The 24,018-nt window shown below is 56.4% G+C and carries 22 protein-coding genes, 1 tRNA gene and 1 riboswitch; of the genes, 12 read left to right on the top strand and 11 right to left on the bottom strand.

Annotated features, from left to right (window positions below):
- The first annotated feature begins 304 nt into the window (after positions 1 to 304).
- The 6 genes from grpE to H6G07_RS03150 all read left to right on the top strand — a co-directional run bounded on the left by grpE (position 305) and on the right by H6G07_RS03150 (position 6,722).
- The gene (gene grpE, locus H6G07_RS03175; RefSeq protein WP_073606467.1) at positions 305 to 1,006 is read left to right on the top strand and encodes a nucleotide exchange factor GrpE; all 702 of its coding nucleotides are present in this window, start codon (positions 305 to 307) and stop codon (positions 1,004 to 1,006) included.
- A gap of 233 nt (positions 1,007 to 1,239) precedes the next feature.
- The gene (dnaK, locus tag H6G07_RS03170; RefSeq protein WP_073606468.1) at positions 1,240 to 3,195 is read left to right on the top strand and encodes a molecular chaperone DnaK; all 1,956 of its coding nucleotides are present in this window, start codon (positions 1,240 to 1,242) and stop codon (positions 3,193 to 3,195) included.
- 97 nt (positions 3,196 to 3,292) lie between these two features.
- Positions 3,293 to 4,414, top strand: a complete 1,122-nt coding sequence (dnaJ, locus tag H6G07_RS03165) for a molecular chaperone DnaJ (protein ID WP_073606469.1) — start codon at positions 3,293 to 3,295, stop codon at positions 4,412 to 4,414.
- A complete protein-coding gene (locus H6G07_RS03160; protein WP_073606470.1) occupies positions 4,411 to 4,653 on the top strand; it encodes a sulfurtransferase TusA family protein in 243 nt (80 codons plus the stop codon). Before dnaJ ends, H6G07_RS03160 begins: the two co-directional genes overlap by 4 nt.
- Before the next feature lie 3 nt (positions 4,654 to 4,656).
- On the top strand, positions 4,657 to 5,820 hold the full coding sequence (rsgA, locus tag H6G07_RS03155; protein ID WP_073606471.1) for a small ribosomal subunit biogenesis GTPase RsgA: 1,164 nt from the start codon (positions 4,657 to 4,659) through the stop codon (positions 5,818 to 5,820).
- Between the two features lie 677 nt (positions 5,821 to 6,497).
- Positions 6,498 to 6,722, top strand: coding sequence for a DUF2811 domain-containing protein (locus H6G07_RS03150; RefSeq protein WP_084172815.1), 225 nt, complete (start codon positions 6,498 to 6,500; stop codon positions 6,720 to 6,722).
- A gap of 285 nt (positions 6,723 to 7,007) precedes the next feature.
- Here H6G07_RS03150 and H6G07_RS03145 read toward each other — a convergent pair whose 3' ends face one another.
- The 4 genes from H6G07_RS03145 to recR form a co-directional block, all read right to left on the bottom strand.
- Complete coding sequence (locus H6G07_RS03145; RefSeq protein WP_244901892.1) at positions 7,008 to 8,069, bottom strand: PQQ-dependent sugar dehydrogenase; 1,062 nt, start codon at positions 8,067 to 8,069, stop codon at positions 7,008 to 7,010.
- Between the two features lie 296 nt (positions 8,070 to 8,365).
- Positions 8,366 to 9,019: a histidine phosphatase family protein gene (locus H6G07_RS03140; protein WP_073606472.1), complete on the bottom strand. Its 654-nt coding sequence runs from the start codon at positions 9,017 to 9,019 to the stop codon at positions 8,366 to 8,368.
- A gap of 13 nt (positions 9,020 to 9,032) precedes the next feature.
- Entirely contained in the window at positions 9,033 to 9,677 is a 645-nt protein-coding gene (locus H6G07_RS03135) for a histidine phosphatase family protein (protein ID WP_073607010.1), read from the bottom strand.
- Between the two features lie 164 nt (positions 9,678 to 9,841).
- Entirely contained in the window at positions 9,842 to 10,435 is a 594-nt protein-coding gene (gene recR / locus H6G07_RS03130; protein WP_073606473.1) for a recombination mediator RecR, read from the bottom strand.
- A gap of 68 nt (positions 10,436 to 10,503) precedes the next feature.
- Here recR and H6G07_RS03125 point away from each other — a divergent pair, with 68 nt between their 5' ends.
- The gene (locus tag H6G07_RS03125; RefSeq protein ID WP_073606474.1) at positions 10,504 to 10,875 is read left to right on the top strand and encodes a hypothetical protein; all 372 of its coding nucleotides are present in this window, start codon (positions 10,504 to 10,506) and stop codon (positions 10,873 to 10,875) included.
- A 118-nt stretch (positions 10,876 to 10,993) separates the two neighbouring features.
- The gene (locus H6G07_RS03120) at positions 10,994 to 12,346 is read left to right on the top strand and encodes a serine hydrolase (RefSeq protein ID WP_073606475.1); all 1,353 of its coding nucleotides are present in this window, start codon (positions 10,994 to 10,996) and stop codon (positions 12,344 to 12,346) included.
- An 89-nt stretch (positions 12,347 to 12,435) separates the two neighbouring features.
- Here the strand turns inward: H6G07_RS03120 and H6G07_RS03115 are convergent, their stop codons facing one another.
- The 3 genes from H6G07_RS03115 to H6G07_RS03105 form a co-directional block, all read right to left on the bottom strand.
- A complete protein-coding gene (locus tag H6G07_RS03115) occupies positions 12,436 to 13,296 on the bottom strand; it encodes a shikimate dehydrogenase (protein WP_073606476.1) in 861 nt (286 codons plus the stop codon).
- On the bottom strand, positions 13,293 to 14,861 hold the full coding sequence (locus H6G07_RS03110; protein WP_073606477.1) for a bifunctional pantoate--beta-alanine ligase/(d)CMP kinase: 1,569 nt from the start codon (positions 14,859 to 14,861) through the stop codon (positions 13,293 to 13,295). Before H6G07_RS03110 ends, H6G07_RS03115 begins: the two co-directional genes overlap by 4 nt.
- A gap of 255 nt (positions 14,862 to 15,116) precedes the next feature.
- The gene (locus H6G07_RS03105) at positions 15,117 to 16,232 is read right to left on the bottom strand and encodes a septal ring lytic transglycosylase RlpA family protein (RefSeq protein ID WP_084172816.1); all 1,116 of its coding nucleotides are present in this window, start codon (positions 16,230 to 16,232) and stop codon (positions 15,117 to 15,119) included.
- A 620-nt stretch (positions 16,233 to 16,852) separates the two neighbouring features.
- On the opposite strand from H6G07_RS03105, the gene purM reads away from it, so the two are divergent.
- Positions 16,853 to 17,905: a phosphoribosylformylglycinamidine cyclo-ligase gene (gene purM, locus H6G07_RS03100; RefSeq protein WP_073606478.1), complete on the top strand. Its 1,053-nt coding sequence runs from the start codon at positions 16,853 to 16,855 to the stop codon at positions 17,903 to 17,905.
- Positions 17,906 to 18,059: 154 nt separating this feature from the next.
- Positions 18,060 to 18,884 (top strand): prohibitin family protein, encoded by an 825-nt coding sequence (locus tag H6G07_RS03095; protein WP_338420677.1) that lies wholly within the window; start codon positions 18,060 to 18,062, stop codon positions 18,882 to 18,884.
- Positions 18,885 to 18,962: 78 nt separating this feature from the next.
- Here H6G07_RS03095 and H6G07_RS03090 read toward each other — a convergent pair whose 3' ends face one another.
- From H6G07_RS03090 to H6G07_RS03075, 4 genes are all read right to left on the bottom strand, one after another.
- Complete coding sequence (locus H6G07_RS03090; RefSeq protein ID WP_073606480.1) at positions 18,963 to 19,742, bottom strand: helix-turn-helix domain-containing protein; 780 nt, start codon at positions 19,740 to 19,742, stop codon at positions 18,963 to 18,965.
- Positions 19,743 to 19,774: 32 nt separating this feature from the next.
- Positions 19,775 to 20,557 (bottom strand): pseudouridine synthase, encoded by a 783-nt coding sequence (locus tag H6G07_RS03085; protein WP_518518783.1) that lies wholly within the window; start codon positions 20,555 to 20,557, stop codon positions 19,775 to 19,777.
- A gap of 150 nt (positions 20,558 to 20,707) precedes the next feature.
- Positions 20,708 to 22,066: a sensor histidine kinase gene (locus tag H6G07_RS03080; protein WP_073606482.1), complete on the bottom strand. Its 1,359-nt coding sequence runs from the start codon at positions 22,064 to 22,066 to the stop codon at positions 20,708 to 20,710.
- 177 nt (positions 22,067 to 22,243) lie between these two features.
- Positions 22,244 to 22,414 carry a DUF4278 domain-containing protein gene (locus H6G07_RS03075; RefSeq protein WP_084172817.1) on the bottom strand — a complete coding sequence of 57 codons (171 nt, stop codon included), beginning with the start codon at positions 22,412 to 22,414 and terminating at the stop codon, positions 22,244 to 22,246.
- A 39-nt stretch (positions 22,415 to 22,453) separates the two neighbouring features.
- Positions 22,454 to 22,509: riboswitch (Glutamine riboswitch) on the bottom strand.
- Positions 22,510 to 22,664: 155 nt separating this feature from the next.
- On the opposite strand from H6G07_RS03075, the gene H6G07_RS03070 reads away from it, so the two are divergent.
- Positions 22,665 to 23,483 (top strand): creatininase family protein, encoded by an 819-nt coding sequence (locus H6G07_RS03070; protein WP_073606483.1) that lies wholly within the window; start codon positions 22,665 to 22,667, stop codon positions 23,481 to 23,483.
- Positions 23,484 to 23,636: 153 nt separating this feature from the next.
- Positions 23,637 to 23,707, top strand: a tRNA-Cys gene (locus H6G07_RS03065).
- The last annotated feature ends 311 nt before the right edge of the window (positions 23,708 to 24,018 follow it).

Below are 24,018 nucleotides of genomic sequence, written 5' to 3'. Positions count from 1 at the left end.
AAACAGGCTTAAACCCAATCTATGCAGGCAGTATGCCCTAAACGGGGGGCTGTACCCACTAAGCTAGCGCGATCGCAAGCCCTACCCGCATTGACCCCGTAGTGTCGATAATACCCTTATCTAATTTATCTGCACCACGACTGGGCCATGGCGTGTCACTCTTGGGAGTCAGGCAGAGCCTCAACCCCACGGCAGTCAAACCCACATTCCACGATAGAATTAGAAGCACTGCCAAGGGCAAGTCGCTGAGATAGACTTGGGCCTAGGCACGTTATTGCATTCACCCGCCGAGTTACCTATCAGCATGGTTGACGACATTCATCACACTGCCCACGATCCCGCTTCTGACCCTGAAGCTATTGAAGAGATTCTTGAAGAAGACGCTGTGGATATTGACTTTGATGACGTGGTCGAAGCCGCAGCAGCAACCGTTGAAGCCGCTGAAACAGCACCGCCCTCTGACGGAAGTGGTGTTGATACGGCTTTAGTAGCCGATCTAGAGCGCCAAGTGGCGGGGCTAAAAGCCCAGCTTGAAGACCGGGCAAATCAATCGATGCGGATTGCAGCCGACTTTGAGAACTACCGCAAACGCACTAGCAAAGAAAAAGACGAGTTAGCTACTCAGATTAAGGGCGACACCGTTATTGAGCTACTGCCCGTGGTTGACAACTTTGAACGGGCGCGATCGCAGATTAAGCCTCAGACCGAAGCCGAGATGACCATTCACAAAAGTTATCAAAGCGTTTACAAACAGCTCGTGGAAACACTAAAGCGCTTAGGTGTTTCAGCCATGCGTGCAGAAGGGCAAGAGTTTGACCCGCTGCTGCACGAGGCCGTCATGCGCGAACCAACCGCCGACCATGCTGAGGGGGTAGTGATTGAAGAGTTTGTGCGGGGCTACCAGCTTGGTGATCGGGTGCTGCGCCACGCTATGGTAAAAGTAGCGGCTCCCCCAGAGGAGGGCTCTCAAAACCCAGACATTGAGAGTTCTGGTGCCTCTGACTAATCCACTGACCGATTAACTGTGTGCTGGCTTATTCTAATAAGCAGCAGGGCAGGCTTATCACTGTGCTCTAGGTTCTACCAAGCCCCCGCCTCTGGGCAGTGCCGTCAAAAGTTACCGCAGTGACGATAACTTCTGCGGTGCAAGCGGGCAACCTAATCACAATTAGCTCCGACCGTTATGGCCTGAGCCAATTTCGAAGGTAACGCGAACGATTAAGTTGAGCACCGTGGGCTATGGGTAAAGTAATCGGCATTGACCTAGGAACAACAAACAGTTGTGTCGCTGTCCTCGAAGGCGGCAAACCAGCTGTAATTGCCAGCACCGAAGGGGGCCGCACGGTACCCAGCATTGTTGGATTCGGCAAAAACGGCGAGCGGTTGGTAGGCCAGTTGGCCAAACGCCAGGCGGTCACCAACGCAGAGAATACGGTCTACAGCATTAAACGATTTATTGGTCGTCGCTGGGAAGACACCGAGGCGGAGCGCAGCCGCGTACCTTACGTCTGCGTTAGCGGTCGTGACAACACTGTAGACGTGCAGATCCGGGGCAAGGCGTTCACACCCCAGGAAATCTCTGCAATGATTTTGCAGAAGCTTAAGCAGGATGCCGAAACTTACTTGGGAACCGAAGTAACTCAGGCTGTCATTACCGTACCGGCTTACTTTACCGACGCACAGCGCCAGGCAACCAAAGACGCTGGCACCATTGCGGGGCTAGAAGTTCTGCGCATCATCAACGAGCCTACCGCTGCCGCTCTTTCCTACGGGCTTGATAAGCAAGACCAAGACCAGATTGTGCTGGTGTTCGATCTGGGGGGCGGTACCTTCGATGTGTCTATTTTGCAGCTAGGCGATGGCGTCTTTGAGGTCAAAGCTACCGCTGGCAACAACCATTTAGGCGGTGACGACTTTGACAACTGTATCGTTGAATGGATGACCGCTGCTTTTCGCGAGCAAGAAGGTATTGATCTATCTGCCGATCGCATGGCGCTACAGCGCATCCGCGAAGCCGCCGAAAAAGCCAAAGTCGAGTTGTCGAGCATGCCTTCGACTTCCATCAACCTTCCCTTTATTACCGCCGATGAGTCTGGGCCAAAGCACCTAGAAATGACGCTGACTCGCGCTCAGTTCGAGCAATTCGCGTCAGAACTGGTACAGGCCACCCTAGATCCGGTTAAGCAGGCCCTTAAAGATGCCGATTTGAGCCCTGATGCGATCGATCGCATCTTGCTGGTAGGCGGCTCTACCCGCATCCCAGCTGTGCAGCAGGCAGTTAGTGCCTACTTCAACGGCAAAGCTCCCGATCGCTCTGTGAACCCTGATGAAGCAGTGGCCCTAGGGGCATCAATTCAAGCAGGCGTACTAGGGGGAGAAGTCAAGGATCTACTACTGCTCGACATCACCCCCCTCTCCCTGGGGATCGAAACCTTGGGAGAAGTATTTACCAAAATTATCGAGCGCAACACCACTATTCCCACTAGCAAGTCTCAGGTATTTTCGACCGCCACCGATGGCCAAACCTCTGTAGAAATTCACGTTCTCCAGGGTGAGCGAGCCATGGCCAAGGACAACAAGAGCCTAGGTAAGTTTGAGCTGACCGGTCTTCCCCCTGCTCCGCGAGGAGTACCGCAAATTGAGGTGTCCTTTGAAATCGACGCCGACGGTATTCTTAAAGTAGCGGCCCTCGATAAAGGTACGGGTCGGGCCCAGAGCATCTGCATTACTAACACGGGCGGCCTGACCGACAGCGAAGTCGATCGCATGCGCTTGGAGGCTGAAACCTATGCCGATGAGGACGGGCGACGGCGACAGCTGGCCGAACTAACTAATCGAGCTGACAACCTGTTTTATAGCTACGAAGCCACCCTGCGCGATCATGGCAGCCTGCTAGATGAGGCAACTCGGGCTGATTTAGACGAGAAAGTCAGTCAGCTCCGGGCTGCTACCCACGACCCCAGCATTGATGTCGCTACATTCCAGGGATGTATTGATGCTCTGCAAGCGGCTATCTTTGCCGTTGGTACCAACGTTTACCGCGATGTAGACACTGGAGCCGAAGTGGATATGGGCGTTCCGGCAGCGGCCTATGCCAACGTTGAAGCCGGGAACGACGAGACCTATGACCCTGATTATGACGATGATATGGGGTTAGACGCCACCGTTACTGCCGATTACGAAGCCATAGATTAAGGCTAAGGGGGCGGGTATTCCCACCTAGCCAAAGTGGGAACTCCTTTTAGAATGGTTTAATGTTTGATTGTTGCTGGAGTTGTCTAGGTAGCCCCCTATGGCCCGTGATTTCTATGAGATTCTCGGTATTTCGCGCAACGCCGATCAGGACGATGTTAAGCGAGCCTACCGACGCTTAGCCCGCAAATACCACCCCGATGTCAACAAAGATCCTGGGGCTGAAGACACCTTCAAAGAGATCAACCGAGCCTACGAAGTGCTTTCTGAGCCCGAGGTTCGAGCTCGCTATGATCGCTTTGGAGAAGCCGGGTTGGGCGCTGGTGCTGGCGGCTACCAAGACATGGGTGACATGGGTGGCTTCGCCGATATCTTCGAGAGCTTCTTTAGCGGTTTTGCGGGAGGCGCGGGCCAGGGTACTCGACGACGCGGGCCGACCCGAGGCGATGATCTCCGCCTTGACCTCAGGCTTGACTTCAAAGAAGCGGTGTTTGGCGGCGAGAAAGAAATTAAGATTAGCCATTTGGAAACCTGTGGCACCTGCACAGGCAGCGGGGCTAAGCCAGGTACTCGTCCTTCTACCTGCGGCACCTGTAGCGGTACTGGCCAAGTTCGCCGGGCTACCCGTACTCCCTTTGGCAGCTTTACCCAAGTGTCGGCCTGCCCGACCTGTAATGGCACAGGCGAAGTCATTGAAGATCGATGCGACGTGTGCGGCGGCAGCGGTCAGAACCAGGAAACTAAAAAACTCAAAATTACTGTGCCGGCTGGCGTCGACAACGGTACTCGGCTGCGGGTGTCGAATGAAGGGGATACTGGGCTACGGGGTGGGCCTGCTGGAGATTTGTATGTCTACCTGTTTGTCGCTGAAGATGCTTCCTTTAAGCGGGATGGCATCAATATTCTCTCTGATCTCAAGATTAGCTATCTTCAAGCAATTTTGGGCTGCAAGCTGACTATTGACACCGTTGAAGGCCCAGAAGAGCTCGACGTACCCGCTGGCACCCAGCCTGGTACTGTTCTCACCCTCGACAATCGTGGTGTGCCCAAGCTAGGCAATCCCGTTAGTCGCGGCGATCACTTGATCACCGTTCAGGTTGACATCCCTACGCGTCTGAAGCCTGAGGAGCGAGAGCTAGTTGAGAAACTAGCAGAAATTCGGGGCGAGAAGGTCAACCGAGGTGGTATTGAGGGCTTCTTGGGGGGGCTGTTTCGCGGATGAGTTACTCTACAGCCGCTGATGAGCGTTTAGATCTGCGGGGCACGCCCTGCCCCATCAATTTTGTGCGAACCAAGCTCCGGCTCGAGAAAATGGCACCTGGGGCTTTGCTAGAGGTGTGGCTTGATGCTGGGGAACCTGTTGAGCAGGTACCTGATAGTCTCACCATGGAAGGATACAAGGTAGAGCATTTAGAAGATTGTGCTGATTATTTTGTTGTTTATGTGCGCCGACCTAGTTAGGTGATGGCACCCTCTGAGCTTGATGATACGGTACTTACTGAGTCGAGATCAGGCCCCTGGGGTCTAGTAGTAGCTATACAAGCCAACTACTATCGGGTGAGATTAGATACAACCAGCAACCTGCTTGGAGATGAGACTGCGGGTCAAATCTTGCTATGTACCCGCCGGGCGCGCTTAAGGAAAACTGGTCAGCAGGTGATGGTGGGCGATCGCGTGCAGTTAGAGGCGATCGACTGGGTCGATGGGCGGGGCGCGATCGCCGCAGTCGGTTCTCGCCGATCGGTGCTAGATCGGCCACCTGTGGCCAATGCTGACCAGATTTTGCTAGTCTTTGCCCTCGCCGAGCCTGACCTTGACCCCCAGCAGATGGGGCGGTTCTTAGTCAAAGCCGAATCAACGGGGGTACCCGTTCACCTCTGCCTCAACAAGCAAGACCTAGTCAGCGCTGCCACCCGCCGCTACTGGCAGGAGCAGCTAGACGCCTGGGGCTACCCAGCCACGATGATCAGTCTTCAAGAAGATGAAACCGTGCAAGGGCTACTCCCTTGGCTACAGGGGCGCACAACCATCATCTCTGGGCCCTCTGGAGTAGGTAAATCAAGTTTAATTAACTGGCTCATTCCCCAGGCCAGCCTGAGGACAGGCGCGGTGTCTGGCAAGTTGGGGCGGGGCCGACACACTACTCGCCATGTAGAGCTATTTGAGCTGCCAGGGGGCGGCTTTTTGGCGGATACCCCTGGCTTTAACCAGCCCGATGTGGCACTGACCCCGCTAGCCTTGGGTCAGTGCTTTCCAGAAATTCGATCGCGCCTAGCTCAGGGTGTCTGCCAATTCAACGATTGTCTACACCGGGACGCACCGGGCTGTGCTGTAGATCCCGACTGGCCTCGCTATGACTTTTATCTCACCTTGCTGAATGAAGCACTGGAGTACCAGGAGAGCCAACAACAGCAGCGTGATCCCGACGCCCCCCTCAAGCTGAGAATGGGAGAGCAGGGACAGCAATGCCAAGAGCCAAGGCTTCAGACCAAAAAATACCGTCGCCCGTCGCGCCGCCACCAGAAGCAAAGACTCGACTATCTACGCTACGACCTAGACGGGTCTAGCGATGGGTTTGATTCGCAGTCTGGCGATGGCTCTTGGCCCGAGAACAATGATCTAAGCTAATCAAATTGGGCTTAGGTTTAGTACCAGTGACTCAGGTTGCTATCGGATGAAGTATAGCCATCTTTAGAGGACAAGCAAAGACAAAACTCCTTGAGTGGCGATGGTGAGCCAGATGGTGTCACAGGTTTTGTCTTGGTCAGCTTTCTGTGTCCTCAGCTATTTGGCCAGCGCAATGGGCGTCAGCGATTGGAACCACAAGCGCCTAACCTGCAAAACATGCTGACACTTTGTCCGCCTAGACGATTAAAATTTGCAGCTCTGCTGGATTTTATATTTTTTCTTTTTCTTCTCAGGTTTTCCCCAGGGTTTTCCCCAGTTTTGGCAGAGTTTTCCCCAGAAATGAACGACGGAGTAGTCATTTAGACCCGACCTGGGGATTGGACTTCTCCACAGGTACATTAGATCGCTTAGGTGTGGGTGGTTACGGCTAGCTCAGCCGGGGATCGCTGAAACCCTTGAGGCTTCGTTTGCCAGAAATAGGGAATAGCGGATCGGGGAGGAGTTGGCAAGATTGACATCCCCCTGCCCTCTGGTGACAATGGTGCGACCAGCTTATACAGCGCTTCTGTTCCAGCTCGTCTACAGGCTTTACAATCCCTTTCAGCAAGGGATCCAGCTTGTTAAACAGTTGGTGGGGGCTTTGTTTTGCTGTCTAGTGTCAGATTGGGGAAGTGGAGATGAGTGAGCAATCAATGGCGGCTATGGCATCGAGAATTAGCCTCAGTGTAGAGGTGCCGGAGGAGTTGTTTGAGGCCATGCGTGACTATGTAGAGGCCCACCCATCGTGGAGTCAACATCGGGTATTCTGCGCGGCGCTGTCACTCTTTTTGATGCAGAACGGCATTAGCGATCGCCGCATCAATCGTCTGTATCTGGACGCGGTGTTTGACTACGCTGCCTAGCTTCGCAAGGAGCTTTGGCGAGGAAGCGTTTCAGGATAGGTTCTCGTCCAAGAGAGTGGCTATTAGGCAATTGAATTGAAGTATTTCAGCAAGACCTTCGCCCGTAGCTCAATGCCGCGATCGCTCAACCACACAATTACCGTTTGCTGTGAGGGGGTGAGCAGTGGGCCGGAGCCACGCTTATCGGAGCTACGCTTAAAGAATAGCTAGCCCAAAGTTGAAAGTCGCAAGGGCATCCCATCCGGAATGCCCTTTGCGTTAGCAGAGTCTACGTGTTGAAGCTCTCTAGGAGGCTGGTTCCAGACGCACTAGGCGACCATTGGGGTCGTCGGTCAGGACATAGAGAAAGCCATCAGGCCCTTGGCGCACATCGCGCACCCGCTGACCAATGGGAATTGAAACCTGATCGACTACGGCACCATTGGCATCCACCTCGATGCGGCGCACATCCTGGGAGACTAGCCCACCGGCAAATAGCTGCCCTTGCCACTGGGGATAGCGATCGCCCCGATAGACTGCCAGCCCTGAGGGCGCAATAGAGGGCGTCCAGTAGGTGAGAGGATCTACCATATCTGGACGCGATCGCTCCGTAGAAACCGGGCCACCGGAATACTCCTCACTGTAGGTCACCACTGGCCAGCCGTAGTTTTTGCCTGACTCCAAGCGGTTGAGTTCGTCCCCACCCCGAGAGCCGTGCTCTGTGGACCACACCTGATCGGTTTCAGGGTCAAGGGCTAGGCCCTGAATGTTTCGGTGACCGTAGCTCCAAATCAGCGGGTTGGCACCTGAGTCATTCACAAAGGGATTGTCGCTAGGGGCTTCTCCCTCGTCGGTGAGGCGCACCACCGAACCTAGAAGGGTCTGACGGTTTTGGGCCTGGTTACGGATGAGCTCGCCGTCGAGTTGTAGCGGGGGATTACCACCATCCCCCAGGGCCACCAACAGCGTGCCGTCGGGTAGCCACAGCAGGCGTGAGCCAAAGTGCTGGCCGTCTGCTTTGTCGCGGTTGTTGGTAAAAATCACCGTCCAGTCGGTGAGGGTATTGCCCTCTAGCCTCGCCCGGGCCACCTGGGTACGGTTGGCCTGCTGGGTGCCATCGGCGTAGGCCAGGTAGATAAGACCATTGTCTTCAAACTCGGGATGCAGGGCAATGTCTAGTAGTCCCCCCTGGCGAAAGGCCAATACCTCAGGAAGCCCGGCGATGGGGGTAGGGTCTAGGGTGCCGTTGCTGACCCGGCGCAGACGTCCAGGACGCTCGGTAATGAGCATATCGCCATCGGGCAGCCAGACCATGCTCCAAGGATGCTCTAGGCCGTCTACAACGGTAACTGGCTCGACACTATTCACCACTGCCTCTGTAGGAGAACTCTCAGGAGCCGGCGATTCGACTTGGGCTGTGTCCCTCGAATTCGGGATCGTGGGACTAGGGGCTGAAGCGCAGCTGCCCAGGGCAATCAAGGCAAGGCAGGGCACCCAAGTAGCGGTAAACCGAGTAAACACCATAAATACCGAAGCAAATGACCAACTCAGATTTGACATAAAACGATCGCGGTCGGGGCGATCACACTCAATCACCAATCTCTCTGGGGTCTATAGCCAGCGCCATCTACCCACAGATAGAGCTGCCGGTTGCAATCATCTTCTTAGCTGTCAGAGCCGTTGCCTGCCCAGGGGCGGCGCAGGTGAAGGGGCAAATGGGCACAGTCGTTGAGCTGGCGCACAAAGGGGCCATACTCCATCAGCTCAACTAGCGACACGGCACTAACGGGCATAGCCAGGCGATCGCGGTATCGCCCGACATCAATGCCCAGTAGGGTGCACAGCATAATCCGCAGGGTGGCCTTGTGGGACACGATCAGCACATTGCCGTCGGGATAGGCCTCTTCGATTTCGGCCAGCACATCGGAACTGCGGCGGGCTACCTGCATGGCCTTTTCACCCTCGGTGGGCGTATTCCAGGCGGGGTCAGCCAGCCAGCGAATGTAGTCATCGTGGAATGCCGTGTTGACCTCGGCGGGAGCCATACCCTCCCACTGCCCAAAGGCCAGTTCCCGCAAATGATCGCGACGCTGTACCGTCAGCCCCGTAATTTGGCACAGGGGCTGCACGGTAGCGGCGGCATGACTGAGCGGGCTACAAAAAACCGCCTTCCAGTCGAGATGGTGGTAGGCCTTGGCAAAATAGTCGGCCATCTGCTGACCCTGGGCCGTCAGCGCTACCCCATCTTGGCTACAGTAGCGACCCGTGCGGCAGTACTCGGTTTCAGCGTTGCGGAGTAGGTAAAGCCTCAGGGGCATAGGGCACTTGACCTCAGGTGGAGGGGAGCGATCGCAGCTGGTCGCTCAGGTGAGAGCGATCGCCAATCGTGTGGAACAGCGGCCCCCGCGAGCCCAGCTCGACTACGCTTACGGCGGCAACCGGCATATCCATGCGATCGCGGTAGCGGCCCACATCAATGCCTAGCAGAGTGCAGAGCATAATGCGAATAGTGGCCTTATGAGACACGAGCAAGATGTGGCCACTGGGATGGGTGCGCTCGATTTCATCCAGCACCTGGGCCGACCGCCGGGCGATGTCTACAGCGCGTTCGCCCCCGACTGGGGCATACCAGGCTGGGTCAGTTAGCCAAGCTACATACTCGTCGTGGTGATCGCGGTCAACAGCGGTCGGGTGCATGCCTTCCCAGCGGCCATACATCACCTCGCGCAGCCCGTCGCGCAGCCGCATCTCTAAGTTCAACACCTCACACAGCGGTCGAGCTGTCTCGACCGCCCGCCGCAGAGGGCTGACGTAGGCGGCGCTCCAGGGCAGATGGGCGTAGGTTTCGGCAAACTCCTGGGCCATGGCCATCCCCTCAGGAGTTAGCCCGGGGTCGTTTTCAGGCGTGCCACAGTAGCCCCCTGTGAGGCTATAGGCTGTTTGGCCATGCCGTAAAAAATAGAGAAAAACTCCCATCAGTGCCTGGCGGTAAACAATTGCGTGAGTGCCGAGAACCACCTCGCCCAGCAAGCCCTAAAACACTCAACCCACGGCAAAGGGCTTATCATCCCTAATCTAACCTACGGGCTGGGCAACCCAAAACAGGTTCAGAATTGTATAAGACCTAGCTAAATCTTGGCCTAGTCTAGATCTCGGCGCCCCTCTAAGGCCCGAGCTAGGGTGACCTCGTCGGCATATTCTAAATCGCCTCCCATAGGCAGGCCAAAGGCGATGCGCGTTACCCGAGTAAAGGGCTTTAGCAATTGGCCTACGTAGAGCGTAGTGGTGTCGCCCTCAATGCTGGGGCTAATGGCCATAATCACTTCTCGGGTGCTCTCTTTGCTGACTCGGTGCACCAGGGGGCCAATGTTTAGCTGCTCGGGGCCAATGCCATCCATCGGCGAGATCAGCCCGCCCAGCACATGGTAACGGCCTCGATATTCGCGGGTTTTCTCAATGGCAATGACGTCTCGCGAGTCGGCCACCACGCAGAGGGTCTGGGGGTCGCGATTGGTAGCCCGGCAGATGTCGCACACCGGGTCGGCGGACAGGTGAAAGCACACCGAGCACTGCCCCACCTGGGCTTTGGCCTCTAGGAGCGCCTGGGCCAAAGCCTGCACCTCGGTTTGGGGGCGCTTGAGAACGTGCAGCGCCAGCCGCTGGGCTGACTTAGGGCCAACCCCCGGCAGCCGCTGGAATTCTTCGATCAGTCGAGCTAGGGGACGGGTGTAAATGGGGAGAGACTCCTAGGGTTGCGCAGTATTTAAATTGTACGTGTAAGGCTATGCATGTAAGGTGGGCAATGGCAGATTTGAGCGGCATGTGGCTAGGCACCTACTGGCAGCGGGATACCCCAACCCGCTTTGAGGCCACCCTGGTGCAGGGGGGCAATGCTCTGAGCGGCAGCATTCTCGACAGCGGCTATCTGGGCGAGGCCCAACTCAGCGGCACCGTAGTGGGTCGCCAGGTACGGTTTGTCAAGCGCTATTTGGGTCGGGGGCAAGCCGCCATCGATTACACAGGCACGGTGTCTGAAGACGGGGATCATATTACTGGGGAGTGGAGCATCGCTGGTTTCGATGCTGGCCCCTGGGAGGCTCACCGCAGCGATGACGACTTGAGTGCTAGCTGGCAGGCGATTTTGCAGCAAAATCTGGCACCAACCCGCAGCTAAGCGTCAAAAATCGAGTTTCTGTGCCTTGGCTGGCATTTTTTGGCTCAGAGAGGGCTTAAATTGCCTACTATCTGGTTGCCCTAGGCAACCTCGATACTGTATTCAGGATCGGGGAGCAATGCATTCTGTCTGGTTGCAGTTGTTAAAGCCCACAGTGATAGTGGGTATTTTGATGGCCAATGTGGCGCTGCCCAAGTTTCCGGTGGCGGCACCTGAGCAGAACTCTCAGGCCACAGCCGTCCTACCCAAGGTTGAAACCTTGGCAGAGCTGTATCGTCTGCGCGATCGCCTGGGGGGTGAACTCAGCCATTACCCCACCGTAACGGTGGCAACTCGCTCTGGGGTTGAGCCCCCGCCTGCCGATGTGCTGACCCAGCTAGGAACCATTAACTATCGTCTACAGCAAGAAGAAACCGCCCGACAGCTTCAGCAGCGAGCCGAGCAGGCGGCGGCGGCGATCGCCCTGGGTAACCCCGCCGCCCTCTCTGCCACAGAGCTGGCTACTGCCTACACCCACTGGGACAAAGCCGTAGCGGCGCTGAACCAGATTCCACCCAACACCTTTGGTGAAACCCAGGCAGCGGCTCAAAAACAGCAGTATGAGCAGCAGCGGGCGATCGCGGCTTATCACTACGACACGGCCCAATCGGCTTTTCTAAAGCCCATCGTCGAACAAACTGGTCTGGCCTCGCGGGTACGCTTGACCGTGTGCTCGCTGCGGCGAGAGTGCCGACGCTGGCAGGGACACCTGCCGCCAGCTAGCCCTGCCAGCCTGATTAAAGTGCCGGTGGCGATCGCCCTTATGGCCAAGCTTCACCAGGAGGGCATTGCCCCCAACACCCTGCTCTGGGTAAACCCCAGCAACTGGACTGAGGATGCCGGTTCTATCTGGGTCAGAACCGAATATTCCCTAGAGCAGATCATGGCCGACATGATTAGCGCTAGCGGCAATATCGCCACCAACCAGCTAATTGACTACATCGGGTGGCATGGTGTTAACCACAGTCTGCACAGCCGAGGGTATCAAGCGACCCGCGTTACCAGCAAGCTGGTGGGAGAATCGACCCACCCAGCCAATGCTGGTAACGCTCCTAACGTCATTACCACTGACGAGCTGACTGACATGATGGTGGCGATCTACAACCGAGAGTTTTTGGGAGCCGACCTGGTAGAAGCGGCGTTGGCCAACCAGCGCGATCGCAATCTAGGCCACACGGCTGTGTATTCCCCCGTTGACTGGCTGGGCGAAAAGACCGGACGCAATTCGAAGGTGCTGGGCACCACTACAGCGGTTAGGGTGAGCGGCCAGCGTTACATCATCACCGCTACTCTCGACCACAGCGGCAACGACGCGGCTATGCAAAAGATTATGGCTGGGGTCATTCAGCACTTACTCACCCACAACGGCTTTGGGCATGAAGTAGCCAAGGCTGAGGATATGGCTGCTCGTCCTAGAACCTTCTTGCCCTGAGAGAGCGATCGCCTTTGGGCTCAGTATGACCTAGGCGAGTCAAGCGATTCAACCGTTCTACACCGCAGGAAGCCGCCTCAGACCTTTAGCTACCGCGCCAACCAATCAACTAAGGCCTGGCGCATCGTAGCGACGGGCACTGGGCAGTCCAGCCAAATCTCCAGAGCTGCTGCCCCCTGCTGCACCAGCATTTCTAGACCGTCTAAGGTGGCCAGTCCCCGCTGGTCGGCCAGAGTCAGCAATTGAGTAGGCCTGGGTGTATAGATCAAGTCGTAGACTACAGCATGGGACGGAGCCAAAGCCAGATCCTCTGGGGCTAAGGGCGTCTGCCCGGCGGTGGTGTGCATGCCCAGGGGAGTGGTATTAACAATCAGATCGGCGGTGGGCAGCAAGGTCGGTAACGATTCCCAGGAATGAACCGTGAGCGGAGGGTGCAGAGGTGAATTGACCCAGCCCTGCTGAAAGACATCCAGAGCTGCGGCCCTGCGACCTACCACCTGCACCGATTCAAATCCCAGCTGCGCACAGCCCGCCACTACGGCCCTGGCGGCCCCGCCGTTGCCCAAGACTAAGACCGTGCATCCAGCCCAAGGTCTGAATGCCTTGAGCGGGGCCACAAACCCGGCTACGTCAGTATTGGTACCGGCCCAACCTTGCTCGGTGCGCCACACCGTGTTAACGGCTCCTACCGCCTGAGCCTCGTCAGTCATCGTTGCCAACAGAGGCAGAATGGCCTGCTTGTGGGGAATGGTGATACTGAATCCCTGCACCCCAGTGGCGGCAAAGCCTGCGATCGCCGCCTCAAGCCCGTCTGCCAAAACCGGAAAGGGTACATAGACATAATCAGCGCCAAGCTCTGCCAGCGCAGCATTGTGCATGACCGGCGACAGGGAGTGGGTAACCGGGTCGCCAATAATACCGAGGATTTGGGTGGTTCCAGTGATGCTCATGGCCTTACTCTCGATTCAAATAGCTGAACTATTTTGTTCACCACATCTTCGATGGAGAGGCCATCGGTGTTGAGGGCGATCGCGTCATCGGCCTGACGCAGGGGCGACACTCGGCGACTGCTGTCTTTGCGATCGCGCTCGTCGATGGCCCGCTCTAGGTCGATAAGGGATACGCCTGGTTGATCTTGGGCAGCCAGGTCGCGCTGGCGGCGGCGAGCCCGTTCACCCACCGACGCGGTGAGAAAAATTTTCAGCTCCGCTTGGGGAAATACCTGGGTACCGATGTCGCGGCCTTCCATGACAACGCCGCCTGAGACGCCATACTGCTGCTGCTGGTGCAGAAGAATCTCGCGCACCGTGGGTTGGGCTGACACCGCCGAGACTGCAGCCGTGACAGCCGCGCTGCGAATGGCCTGGGTCACTTCCTGACCGTTGAGCCAGATGCGGCTGGGGTAGGCAGCAAAGGCAGCGTCATGACCTGAGGCCTCTAGCCGAAGTTCGCAGTCCTGCACGAGTTCTGCGATCGCAACCTCGTCCTGCACGTCGATGCCCCGCTCTAAGACCAGCCAAGTCACCGCCCGATACATCGCGCCGCTGTCGAGGTAAAGCAGGTTGAGCCGTTGAGCCACCTGGCGAGCCACCGTTGACTTACCGGCCCCAGCTGGCCCATCAATGGCCACAATCGGCTGGCGATCGCGCAGCAAAATATTGTCAATTAGCCTTGTCATACCCAGGTGAGCCGCCACCGCCAACATGCCTAAGGTCTCCACCTGCTCCAGGGGTTGCAGGGTTTCGGGGTGTACCAGTTCCACATACTGGGGCCTCAGATCAGGCTCCTGGGCCAGTTCAGCATCCACAGCCGCAGTCAGAGCCGAACTTAGCCGCTCACCGGATTGAAAGCACTGCTGGGCTGCCAATAGCCCTCTATAGATCACTGCCGCCTGCTGCCGCTCGACCTCGCTCAAGTAGCTGTTGCGGGAGCTTAGAGCCAACCCACTCGCCTCGCGCACCGTAGGGCAACCCACCATTTGACCGGGCAGGTTGAGATCGCGAGCCAAGCGCTTGAGAATGGCCAGTTGTTGAGCGTCTTTGTAGCCAAAGTAGGCGCGATCGGGAGCCACCAAGCTCAACAACTTAGTCACCACCGTAGCCACCCCCTCAAAGTGACCCAGCCGGTGAGGGCCGCACAGTACGGTCACCATCGCCTTTGGCGGCATCACCCGAGTCATGGCGTCGGCCTGGGGCTGAGCAGCGCCGTAGAAGGCCGTGGCGGTAGGCATAAACACCGCATCGACCCCAGCCTCTTCACACAGATGCAGGTCTTGCTCGGGGGTGTGGGGGTAACGAGCCAAATCTTCGTGGGGGCCAAATTGCAGCGGATTCACAAAAATGCTGACTACAACCACCGAGTTCTCTAGCCGAGCCCGTTCAATCAGACTGAAATGGCCTTGGTGCAGATTGCCCATAGTGGGGACTAACCCTACGGTTACGCCGTCTGCGTTTTGCTCGCGGCGTACTTGGGCCAAATAGCATTTTACCCCTTCAACCGTCTTGAGTACTCGCACAATCTTCTACCCTCTACTGCGTGAGTGTGTGACAGCTGAACTTCTGGCCACCTCGCTCCAAAGGTAATACCGTACCAGATTTAGAGTCATGGGCATATTGCCAGTGCCCTGCTTTAGCTATGACTTTACTTCAGCTCTTTGGTAGCGCCAATGCTAGGGCAGGCCGTCAAAAGCCCTCTCCAACCGAGTCGGTGGAGAGGGCTAGCTCAACCCCTCAAAGGTCAAGCTCTAGAGCCGCCAAGGTGGTCAGATCAACTACTCAGCCGACAGTACATCTAGCTGCACGCGTGCCACGCCGCTGGCTCTCAACCCAATGTTAGAGGCCGCCGCCGCCGAGAGGTCGATGACTCGACCGTGGCTGAAAGGGCCGCGATCGTTGATCCGCACCACCACAGACTGTCCCGTAGATACGTTAGTCACCCGGACTCGAGTGCCAAAAGGCAAAGTGCGATGGGCAGCGGTTAGGTCGTTTTGGTTAAACACCTCACCGCTAGCGCTGCGTCGCCCATGGAACCCAGGCCCATACCAGGAGGCCATGCCGGTGAGAGTAGAGGTTACTATGCCCACTCGGGTATCGGGGGCTGGAGGCTCAGGTAGACCCTCGACCCGAGCCAGGGGAGGGGCATCGCCCAGCAGTCGCCGCAGTCGATTGGCGATCTGGAGTGCGTCTTCACCGGGGTTGTCGGTGGTATCGGGCAAGATCGTCTCGCCATCCAGGGTGATCAGGGGTTCCTCTCCCCAAGCCACCACAAATGACTCATCGACGCTGTTCCAACGGGCCACAATAGCGTCAGCATTGCCGTTCGCGGCCAGTTCTTGTAGACGAGACACAACCGTTTCGGCTCGGTGCTGGGGCTCCTGGGCATCTGAGGCTACGGCAACGCTGCCAAGGCTGGCACTCAGCGTTTCTAGCTCGCCGCCCACCAAGGTGATAACCGGAATCGAGCGAATGTAGACGGTAGCTGCCTGACGGGAGTCTAGGGCGTGGGAAAAGACAGTGGCTGTCTCAATCGTATCGCTGGCGGAGCCAGGGGGCTGCAGCGAGAGTGCTGAGTCAGGTTCGGCGGCATCGCCTGGGCGGGCATCTAAAGCGTGAGGAAAGACAGTGGCTGTCTCGAGAATGTCGTCGGTGGAATCGGAGGGTTGAAGTAATAACGCTGAGTCAGGTTCACTAGGCTCAAAAGCTGAAGGGTCAGAGTCCGCTGGCGACCCTGCTTCAGGGAGCTGAGGAAGAATGTTGGCATGATGCTCAGGTTCTGGCTCCAAAGAGAGACTGTTATCGCCACTATCCTGGGCCTGGGTAGGCAAGGGTGCTCCAAAGACGGACATAGCGACGGCAACCGTCAGTCCGCCCAATACGCGATGTTTCATTTACACCAAAAGAATTCAACAGGAAGAGCAGGGGATAGATCCTGGTCATGGAAAATGACTCAGAACAGGCAGCACAGGAATTGCCTTAAATCCCATACCCGTTGCAAATTGGTCTTCGGTTTTTTTTGACGAAATGTAACCTAGCACGTTCAGATGACATTGCGAATCCGGGCATCTACCGGCAGGCTTAGCCCTTTGCCACAAAATAAAAAAGTATTTGCCCTACGGTAACTGGCTCAACCCGCTATCGTAGCTAGGCTTGCCGGGTGTGAACCCACTTCGCTCAACTTTCAAATTATTTATCTATGGCGTCAACCGAGTTATGTAAAATTAATCAATCTATTCAGCGATTTGACAGAGTTTGTCGACAAGACGTGAAGTTGCTGGAACTTCACGCGTGCTTTTGGTCACCAAATGTCTCTCATGACGATGCTCTATCTAAGGCCAGAATCACCCCCCCTAACCCTTAAATAGCTGCTCAAAAATAGCACTTTATGGATCCAAAAACTAGGAAATTAGGGCTTTGATTGGGGCGATCGCCGCTGCTGACTGCCTTGCCCATTGACGAAGCTCACCCCCGTTTCTAAGGTAAGAGACTGGCCACACAGGAGATTGACCCCATGGATTATCGGGATGCTGGTGTAGATGTAGAGGCAGGACGTAGCTTTGTGCAGCGCATTCGCACCCTGGTAGACAGCACCCGCCGTCCAGAGGTGTTAGGAGCCCTGGGAGGCTTCAGCGGCCTCTGCGAGCTACCCAGTGGCTACCGCGAGCCTGTGCTGGTGTCGGGCACCGATGGGGTGGGTACTAAGCTCAAAATTGCCCAGATCACCCAGCGCCACAGCACCGTCGGCATCGATCTGGTAGCTATGTGCGTCAACGATATCCTTACCAGCGGGGCAGAACCGCTATTTTTTCTCGACTACTTAGCTACGGGCAAGCTTGAGCCTGCCGCCCTGGCGGAGGTGGTAGAGGGCATTGTGGCTGGCTGTCGGCTGGCCGGCTGTGCCCTGCTCGGGGGCGAAACTGCCGAGATGCCTGGCTTCTATGGCCCAGGTGAATATGACTTAGCGGGGTTTTGCGTCGGTGTAGTTGAGAAGTCTCAGATCTTAGATGGTAGTCAGGTGCAGGTGGGCGATCGCATCATTGGCCTAGCCAGCAGCGGTGTGCACAGCAACGGCTTTAGCCTGGTGCGCAAGGTAGTGGCTGAGGGCCAGCGAACCGACACCACCAATACTGGCTACACCTGGGACGAAACCGTACCGGCTTTGGGCAATCACAGCTTGGGAGAAATCTTTCTCACCCCCACCCGCATCTATGTAGAGCCTGTACTCAAGGCTCGCCGGGAAGGGCTCACCATCCACGGCATGGCTCACATCACGGGGGGCGGGCTACCCGAAAACCTGCCCCGCTGCCTGGGGCCAGACCAGAGCATTCATATCCAGGAGGGCAGCTGGCCGGTACCCCCAGTGTTTAGCTGGTTGGCCGAGGCAGGGCAGGTGCCCGCCGCCGCTCTCTACAACACGTTTAATATGGGCTTGGGCTTTGCTTTAGTGGTTCCTCCTCAGGAGATCGATCGCGCCCTGGCTTGGTTGGCCCAACACCAAGTCGAGGCCTACCTGGTGGGTGAGATAACCTCTGGGTCGGGGTCGGTCACCGGCCTGCCCGAGTAGCTTCAGCTTGCCTGAGCACTACGGCGTCGCCCAGGCAGCGCTGATCCGAAGCCTTGCTGAAGAACTACCCCGTTCTGGCTGAATAGCCGATACCGTAGAAGGGCAGCATATTTAGGAACATCCGTTGAAATCTTCGACTCTGAACTGGCCACCAGTGGTGCTGAGCTTTCTCACGATTGTGGGTTTAGCCCTGGTCACCAGCAGTTTTGTAATTATTAACCCAGGCCAAGCTGGGGTGCTGAGTATCCTCGGCAAATCTCAGGATGGGGTGCTGCTAGAAGGCATTCACTTGAAGCCACCTCTAGTGTCTACAGTCGATGTCTACGACGTGACAGTGCAGAAGTTTGAGGTGCCAGCCCAAAGCTCCACCAAAGACCTGCAAGATCTTTCCGGCCGCTTTGCCATCAACTTTCGCCTTGACCCCACTGAGGTGGTGAATATTCGGCGCACCCAAGGCACGCTCGAAAACATCGTGTCTAAAATTGTGGCACCTCAGACCCAGGAGTCATTTAAGATCGCGGCTGCCCGCCGTACTGTCGAGGAGGCGATTACCCAGCGGTCTGAACTCAAGCAAGACTTTGATGATGCCTTAACCTTTCGTCTCGACAAGTACGGCATTTTGGTTCTGGACACCAGCGTGGTTGATCTGACATTCTCCACTGAGTTTGCCAAGGCCGTCGAAGATAAGCAAATTGCCGAGCAGCGTGCCCGCCGCGCCGTCTACATCGCCCAAGAGGCAGAACAAGAAGCCCAGGCCGAAATCAACCGGGCCAAGGGCCGCGCCGAAGCCCAGCGTCTGATCGCTGAAACCCTAAAGGCCAAGGGTGGTCAGCTTGTTCTGCAAAAGGAGGCGATCGAGGCTTGGAAAGGAGGCGGCGCTCAAGTACCCCGAGTCTTGGTGATGGGTCAAGGCAGCAACGTACCGCTCCTCTTTGACTTACAGCAAGCCGCCGGTGACGAGACAGATCAGTCGGGCTAATTCAATCGCCCCAAAAAATCGACCCCACTTGCGCCGTTTAATAGGGCAAGTGAGGTCAGCATCCGTCAGAACAGGTTTTTACCAGGCTAGGCTAATGGCATCAATGGGGGAGTAGGTGATTTCTCGCACCATTCCAGGCTGGCCCAGGGCTTCGGCTTGTTTGTCGTTGTGGCTGACCATCACCGCGCCAGCATTGCCCGCTCGAACGGTTAAGGCCTGGTCTGCGGTCCATAGACGGGTATCGCCAGGCTGCAAAATGCCTTCAAACTCCGTTCTACCGTCAGAGGTAATGCGCAGCCAAGACTGGGCCGTGAGCGTCATTTTGACTTTGATCGGAGCTTGAGGATCCTCAGGCTCGGCGGCAGGTGGAGTAGGGGTATTGTTTGAGCTTGGGTTAGACGGTGCTTCCACCCCCTCCAGGGGGTTCAAAGGAGGCAACACAGTCACCTCTGGGGCTGTCTGACGCAGTACGTAGGACAATCCGCTAATGGCCGCCACTAGCAGCACAAAGTAGGCACCATAGAGATGCAAAGGGCGCAGTTGTGCGGCTGGAGTCTCTTTCCAAGAGGTTCGCTGAATGCGGGGTGGAGTAAAAAACTGACTTGCTAGGGTCTCGCCGTCGAGTTGGAGAGCATCGCCGTAGCGGCGCAGGAGACCACGGATGTATACCGGTTCGGGCAGCCCATCTAGATCGCCCTGTTCAATGGCGGTCAATAGGCTAGGGCGAATCAGGGTTTTTTCAGCCATGACCTCCAGGCTTTGCTCCTGGTTCTGGCGAGCCGATCGCAGCAGAGCACCAAGCTCTGAGAGCTGTTCTCGGTAGAGGGCATTAGGGTCAACCAACTCTTTTGTCTTCATACAGGGAAAATCTAGCTCAAGACGGCGAACAGCTAAAGCGTGACGGAGGCAGTTTGCTGAGGGGTTGATTGAACCAATGACTCAGCTAATAATGCCTCAATTTCGGCAGATGATAAAGCCCTGTAAGCCCCCACACCTAAGTTACCCAGCGTAACTGAACCCACTGCGGTTCGGTGTAAGTTTATCACCCGATAACCTAGAGCCTTGGCCACCCGGCGGATTTGCCGGTTGCGCCCTTCTTGAAGAATAACCTCAAGCTGGGTTTGGTTTGGGTGAGTGGCAATCACTCGAACTTGGGCAGGGCGGGTAAGTTGGCGATCGAGCCAGATACCCTGTCGCCAAGCGTCGAGGGCTGAGGGCGACAGTTGGCCCTCAAGACACACCCGATAGGTTTTAGAGACGTCGTGGCGGGGATGGGTGAGCCGAAAGGTGAAGTCACCATCGTTGGTGAGCAGTAGCGCTCCGGTTGTGTAGGCATCGAGTCGCCCTACGGGGTGAATGCCGACGGTTTGCAGCTCAGGGGATAGGGCATTTAGCACGGTAGGGCGCTCCTGGGGATCCGCACAGGTAGACACCATGCCGAGGGGCTTGTGCAGGAGTAGATAGTGCTGGGTAGGCCGATGATGGGCCTGGAGGGGGTGTCGATTGACTTCTATGCGATCGCAGTTTGGGTCAGCCCGCTGGCCCAAATAGGCCACGACTCCGTTGACCTGTACCTGCCCAGCCTCAATCATTTGCTCGGCCTGCCGTCGGGAGGCAATCCCATACTGAGAGAGGATTTTTTGTAGCCGTTCTGCCATGACGTGGTGACGCATAGATAGGGTAACCCCGGCAGGGTTTGTTCAACCTGCTTAACAATTATGGCAGCAATCTAGGGCATCTGAGTATAAGTTCTTACTAAGATCGCTAAGTGGTGCTGCTCAACTCGGCCAGCTTGCTGGCAGTCAAGGGCGACAAAACGCCTCTCATAACAGGCTATCGGACTGGTTAGCCGGCAGCCGCAGCCGCAGCCAGCCGCCACCCAGATCGGGGTGGTTGGCGGCGGTAATTGTGCCATTGTGGGCCTCTATAATTTGGCTCACAATGGCCAGGCCCAGCCCTGTACCCCGGCCAATTTCTGGAGTGGTTCCGGCATCTACAGGAACCAGGCCAACCAGCGGGTCAATGCGGGTGCGCGAGGGGTCGGCCCGATAAAAGCGGTCAAAAATATAGGGCAGATCTTTAGCATTGAAGCCCGGCCCCATATCCATCACGTCAAGAATTAGCGTGTCTGGCTCTGGATCTTCGGCATCGTGATCCAACGCTAGGGCAGACCCCGGCTCTAACAACCGAATATATACGGTGGCGTGACTGGGGCTGTGCTTAATAGCGTTGTCGATCAGGTTTAGCAGCACCCGGTGAAAAAGCGGCTCATCGAGACTGGCGAGGCGGTGGGAGGGGCCATCGTAAGCTAGCTTGAGCGCTTTGACCTCGGCCAGAGGCTCTAGGCTAATCCAGGCCCGTTGAACCATTTGGGGCAAATCGACAGGCTTGAGGCTCAGGCCCTGAAACTGATCCCCCTGGAGACGGCTGAGATTTAGCAGATCTTCGACTAAATTGCTGAGACGAATGGTTTCGTTAACTAAACGGTCAAGCCAGCGGCGTTGGCTCTCATCGACGCGGGGCTGGAGAGTTTCGGCCACGAGGCGAATGGATGTAAGAGGGGTCTTGAGTTCATGCGCCACGTCAGATGTCCAGCGATCGCGCTGCTGCACCAGCAGCGCCGCCTCCTGGCGGTTCTCCAAAAATACGCCAACTTCACCCCCATCGAGGGGAATGGCGTAGCCCCGCAGAGGAAACGTGGGCTCTTCTTTGGGATGCAGTGGATCCGGCGAAATTTGATAGAGCATCCACTCACGCTGGCAGTGGGTTTGCTTTTCCCGGGTTTCTTCGATCAGCGCATCAAGCTCATAGGAGCGGGCTACCTCTAGCAGCAGACGGCGGCGCTGCACTGACCCGGTCAGGGGCTGATTCATCTTGAGCAATCGGTTGGCTTGGTCGTTGCACCAAACCAGCTGGTTTTCTTCATCGACCTGTAGATAACCAATGGGAGCCGTCTGCAAAATGCGCTCTAGGGTATCGCGGCTGGTGCCCAGCGATCGCAGCTGCCGCTGCTGCTGAGGCTGGGTTTTCACCAACTGCTCAACCTGCCCTAAGGCGGTGGGCCAATCGGTAGCTTGCAGTGTCTTGATCAGACGCCGCTCGCGGTACCGCTGCCGCCGCTGCTGCCAAAATAGCAGTAGCACTCCTGTAGCCAACCCCAGCAGATATGCAAAGATAACCAAGCTTTTTCCTGGCCGCAGCGATCACGTCTTGTCCAAGCCTATCGCACAAAAAAGCACCCCCCACGGAGGTGCTTCAGCAAAATAACGACTCAGGTAATCTCCTGCCCTCAACATAGTTAGCGGTGGTTTCAGTGTTATAACCAAAACCACCGCTCAGCCTAACCGGGCAAACTTAGCTTATCGAACAGTAGCTCCTCGGTACTTGAGGCCCTGGGGATGCTCGCCTCGAACCTGGGGCGCTACATGACGGGTAGCAACAGCGCCACGGTAGCGACCAATAACTTCTTCAGATACATCGACCTGAGCAGTAGCCGGTTCGTAATCAACGCCGCGATATTTCAAGGACATCTTTCGCCTCTCCTTAAAGAATGAAGGTGTATAAACAGAGGCGCGTTCCTTCGAGCTGAAGCTCTACTTCCGTCTCTCACAGAGAGATGAACGATTTGTTTCTGTATTTATTGTTACCGTTTCACTCGTAAATGTCAACTCTTTTTTTATCCTTACAGCCCCAAGGCCAAGGAACGTGAGGCTCCCCCTTCCCTGGGCTAAAACAAGGTGAGCAGCTTTAAATTCTCTACTCCTTCCCTCGTAAAGAACTATGCACGGCCCCATTCCTCCCCACCGCTACTTTGCTTACCTCACCTGGACTGACATCGAAGCCATGCCCGAGCGCGCCAATGCGGTGATTGTGCAGCCCATGGGAGCGATCGAGCAGCACGGCCCGCACCTTCCCCTCGCCGTAGACAGCGCCATCTGTACGACCGTGCTTGGCAACGCCCTGGCCCAGCTAGATGACGCAGTACCGGTCTACAGCCTGCCGCCCCTGTACTATGGCAAATCTAACGAGCACTGGCATTTTCCAGGCACGATCACCCTCTCGGCTGAAACCCTGCTAAAGGTCATCTACGATGTCGCCGAAAGTATCTACCGAGCTGGATTTCGCAAGCTGGTGCTGCTCAATGCCCACGGCGGTCAACCCCAGGTGCTAGAAATTGCCGCGCGCGATTTGCATCAGGTTCACGATGATTTGATGGTGTTTCCTCTATTTGTCTGGGCAGTACCCAACTGTGCTGGCGATTTGCTGACGCCCAAAGAGATGGAACTGGGCATTCACGCTGGGGATGCCGAGACCAGCCTGATGCTGTCGATCCTGCCCGAGCAGGTGCGCATGGCTGAGGCCAAGGCCGAGTTTCCCCAAAATTTGCCAACGGATAGCTGGCTCACCATGGAGGGAGCGTTGCCCTTTGCCTGGGTAACTCGCGATCTGAGCGCCAGCGGAGTTTTGGGAGACCCAACTATGGCCACGGGGGCAAAAGGGGAGCAGCTCCTCACCTCTCTGGCTACGAGTTGGGCGACGGCGCTGGAGGATATTTATCGATTTCGCCAGCCCCACACTGACTCGGCCTACTTGCCCTAGAGAGCGAAGGAACAGACCCGTTGCAATCGCTCCTTAAAGCGTAGCCAACTTGATCTGTTGGTCTCTGGGCGAGAAAAGATGATTTGCCCAAGGCGGCGTGGCGCGATCGCCGGATTGCGTCCCGAGTTTGCTATACTCGAAAACTGATAAGGTGGCGACATAGCCAAGTGGTAAGGCAGAGGTCTGCAAAACCTCCACCCCCGGTTCGAATCCGGGTGTCGCCTTTAACGGTAAACAAGAATCTAGTGAGCTGCATTTGCAAGCTGATTTCGCTTTCGTAGAGAAAAATCCGGTTCAGGCTCACAACCTATTAGGCAGACAGTTTTGCCACCATTTCGGCTCGCGACGACACATCGAGCCTACGAAAGATGTGCTTTAGCACCCGCTTCGCAGAACTTTTGGTAGTCCAGAGGCAGCTCCAATTTGTTTATGGGTGAGTCCTTGGGCAACAAAGTCAACAATTTCTGCTGCGCAAGGGGTTGTCCCACTATGTTGCTAACCCCGTTATCTCAGAATTAGTTCACATCGCTGCTAG

The organism is Phormidium tenue FACHB-1052 (assembly GCF_014696675.1).
Lineage (GTDB): Bacteria > Cyanobacteriota > Cyanobacteriia > Phormidesmidales > Phormidesmidaceae > Nodosilinea > Nodosilinea tenuis_A.
The sequence above is the reverse complement of the archived record's forward strand: the minus strand, read 5'-3'. Positions and strand labels throughout refer to the sequence as shown.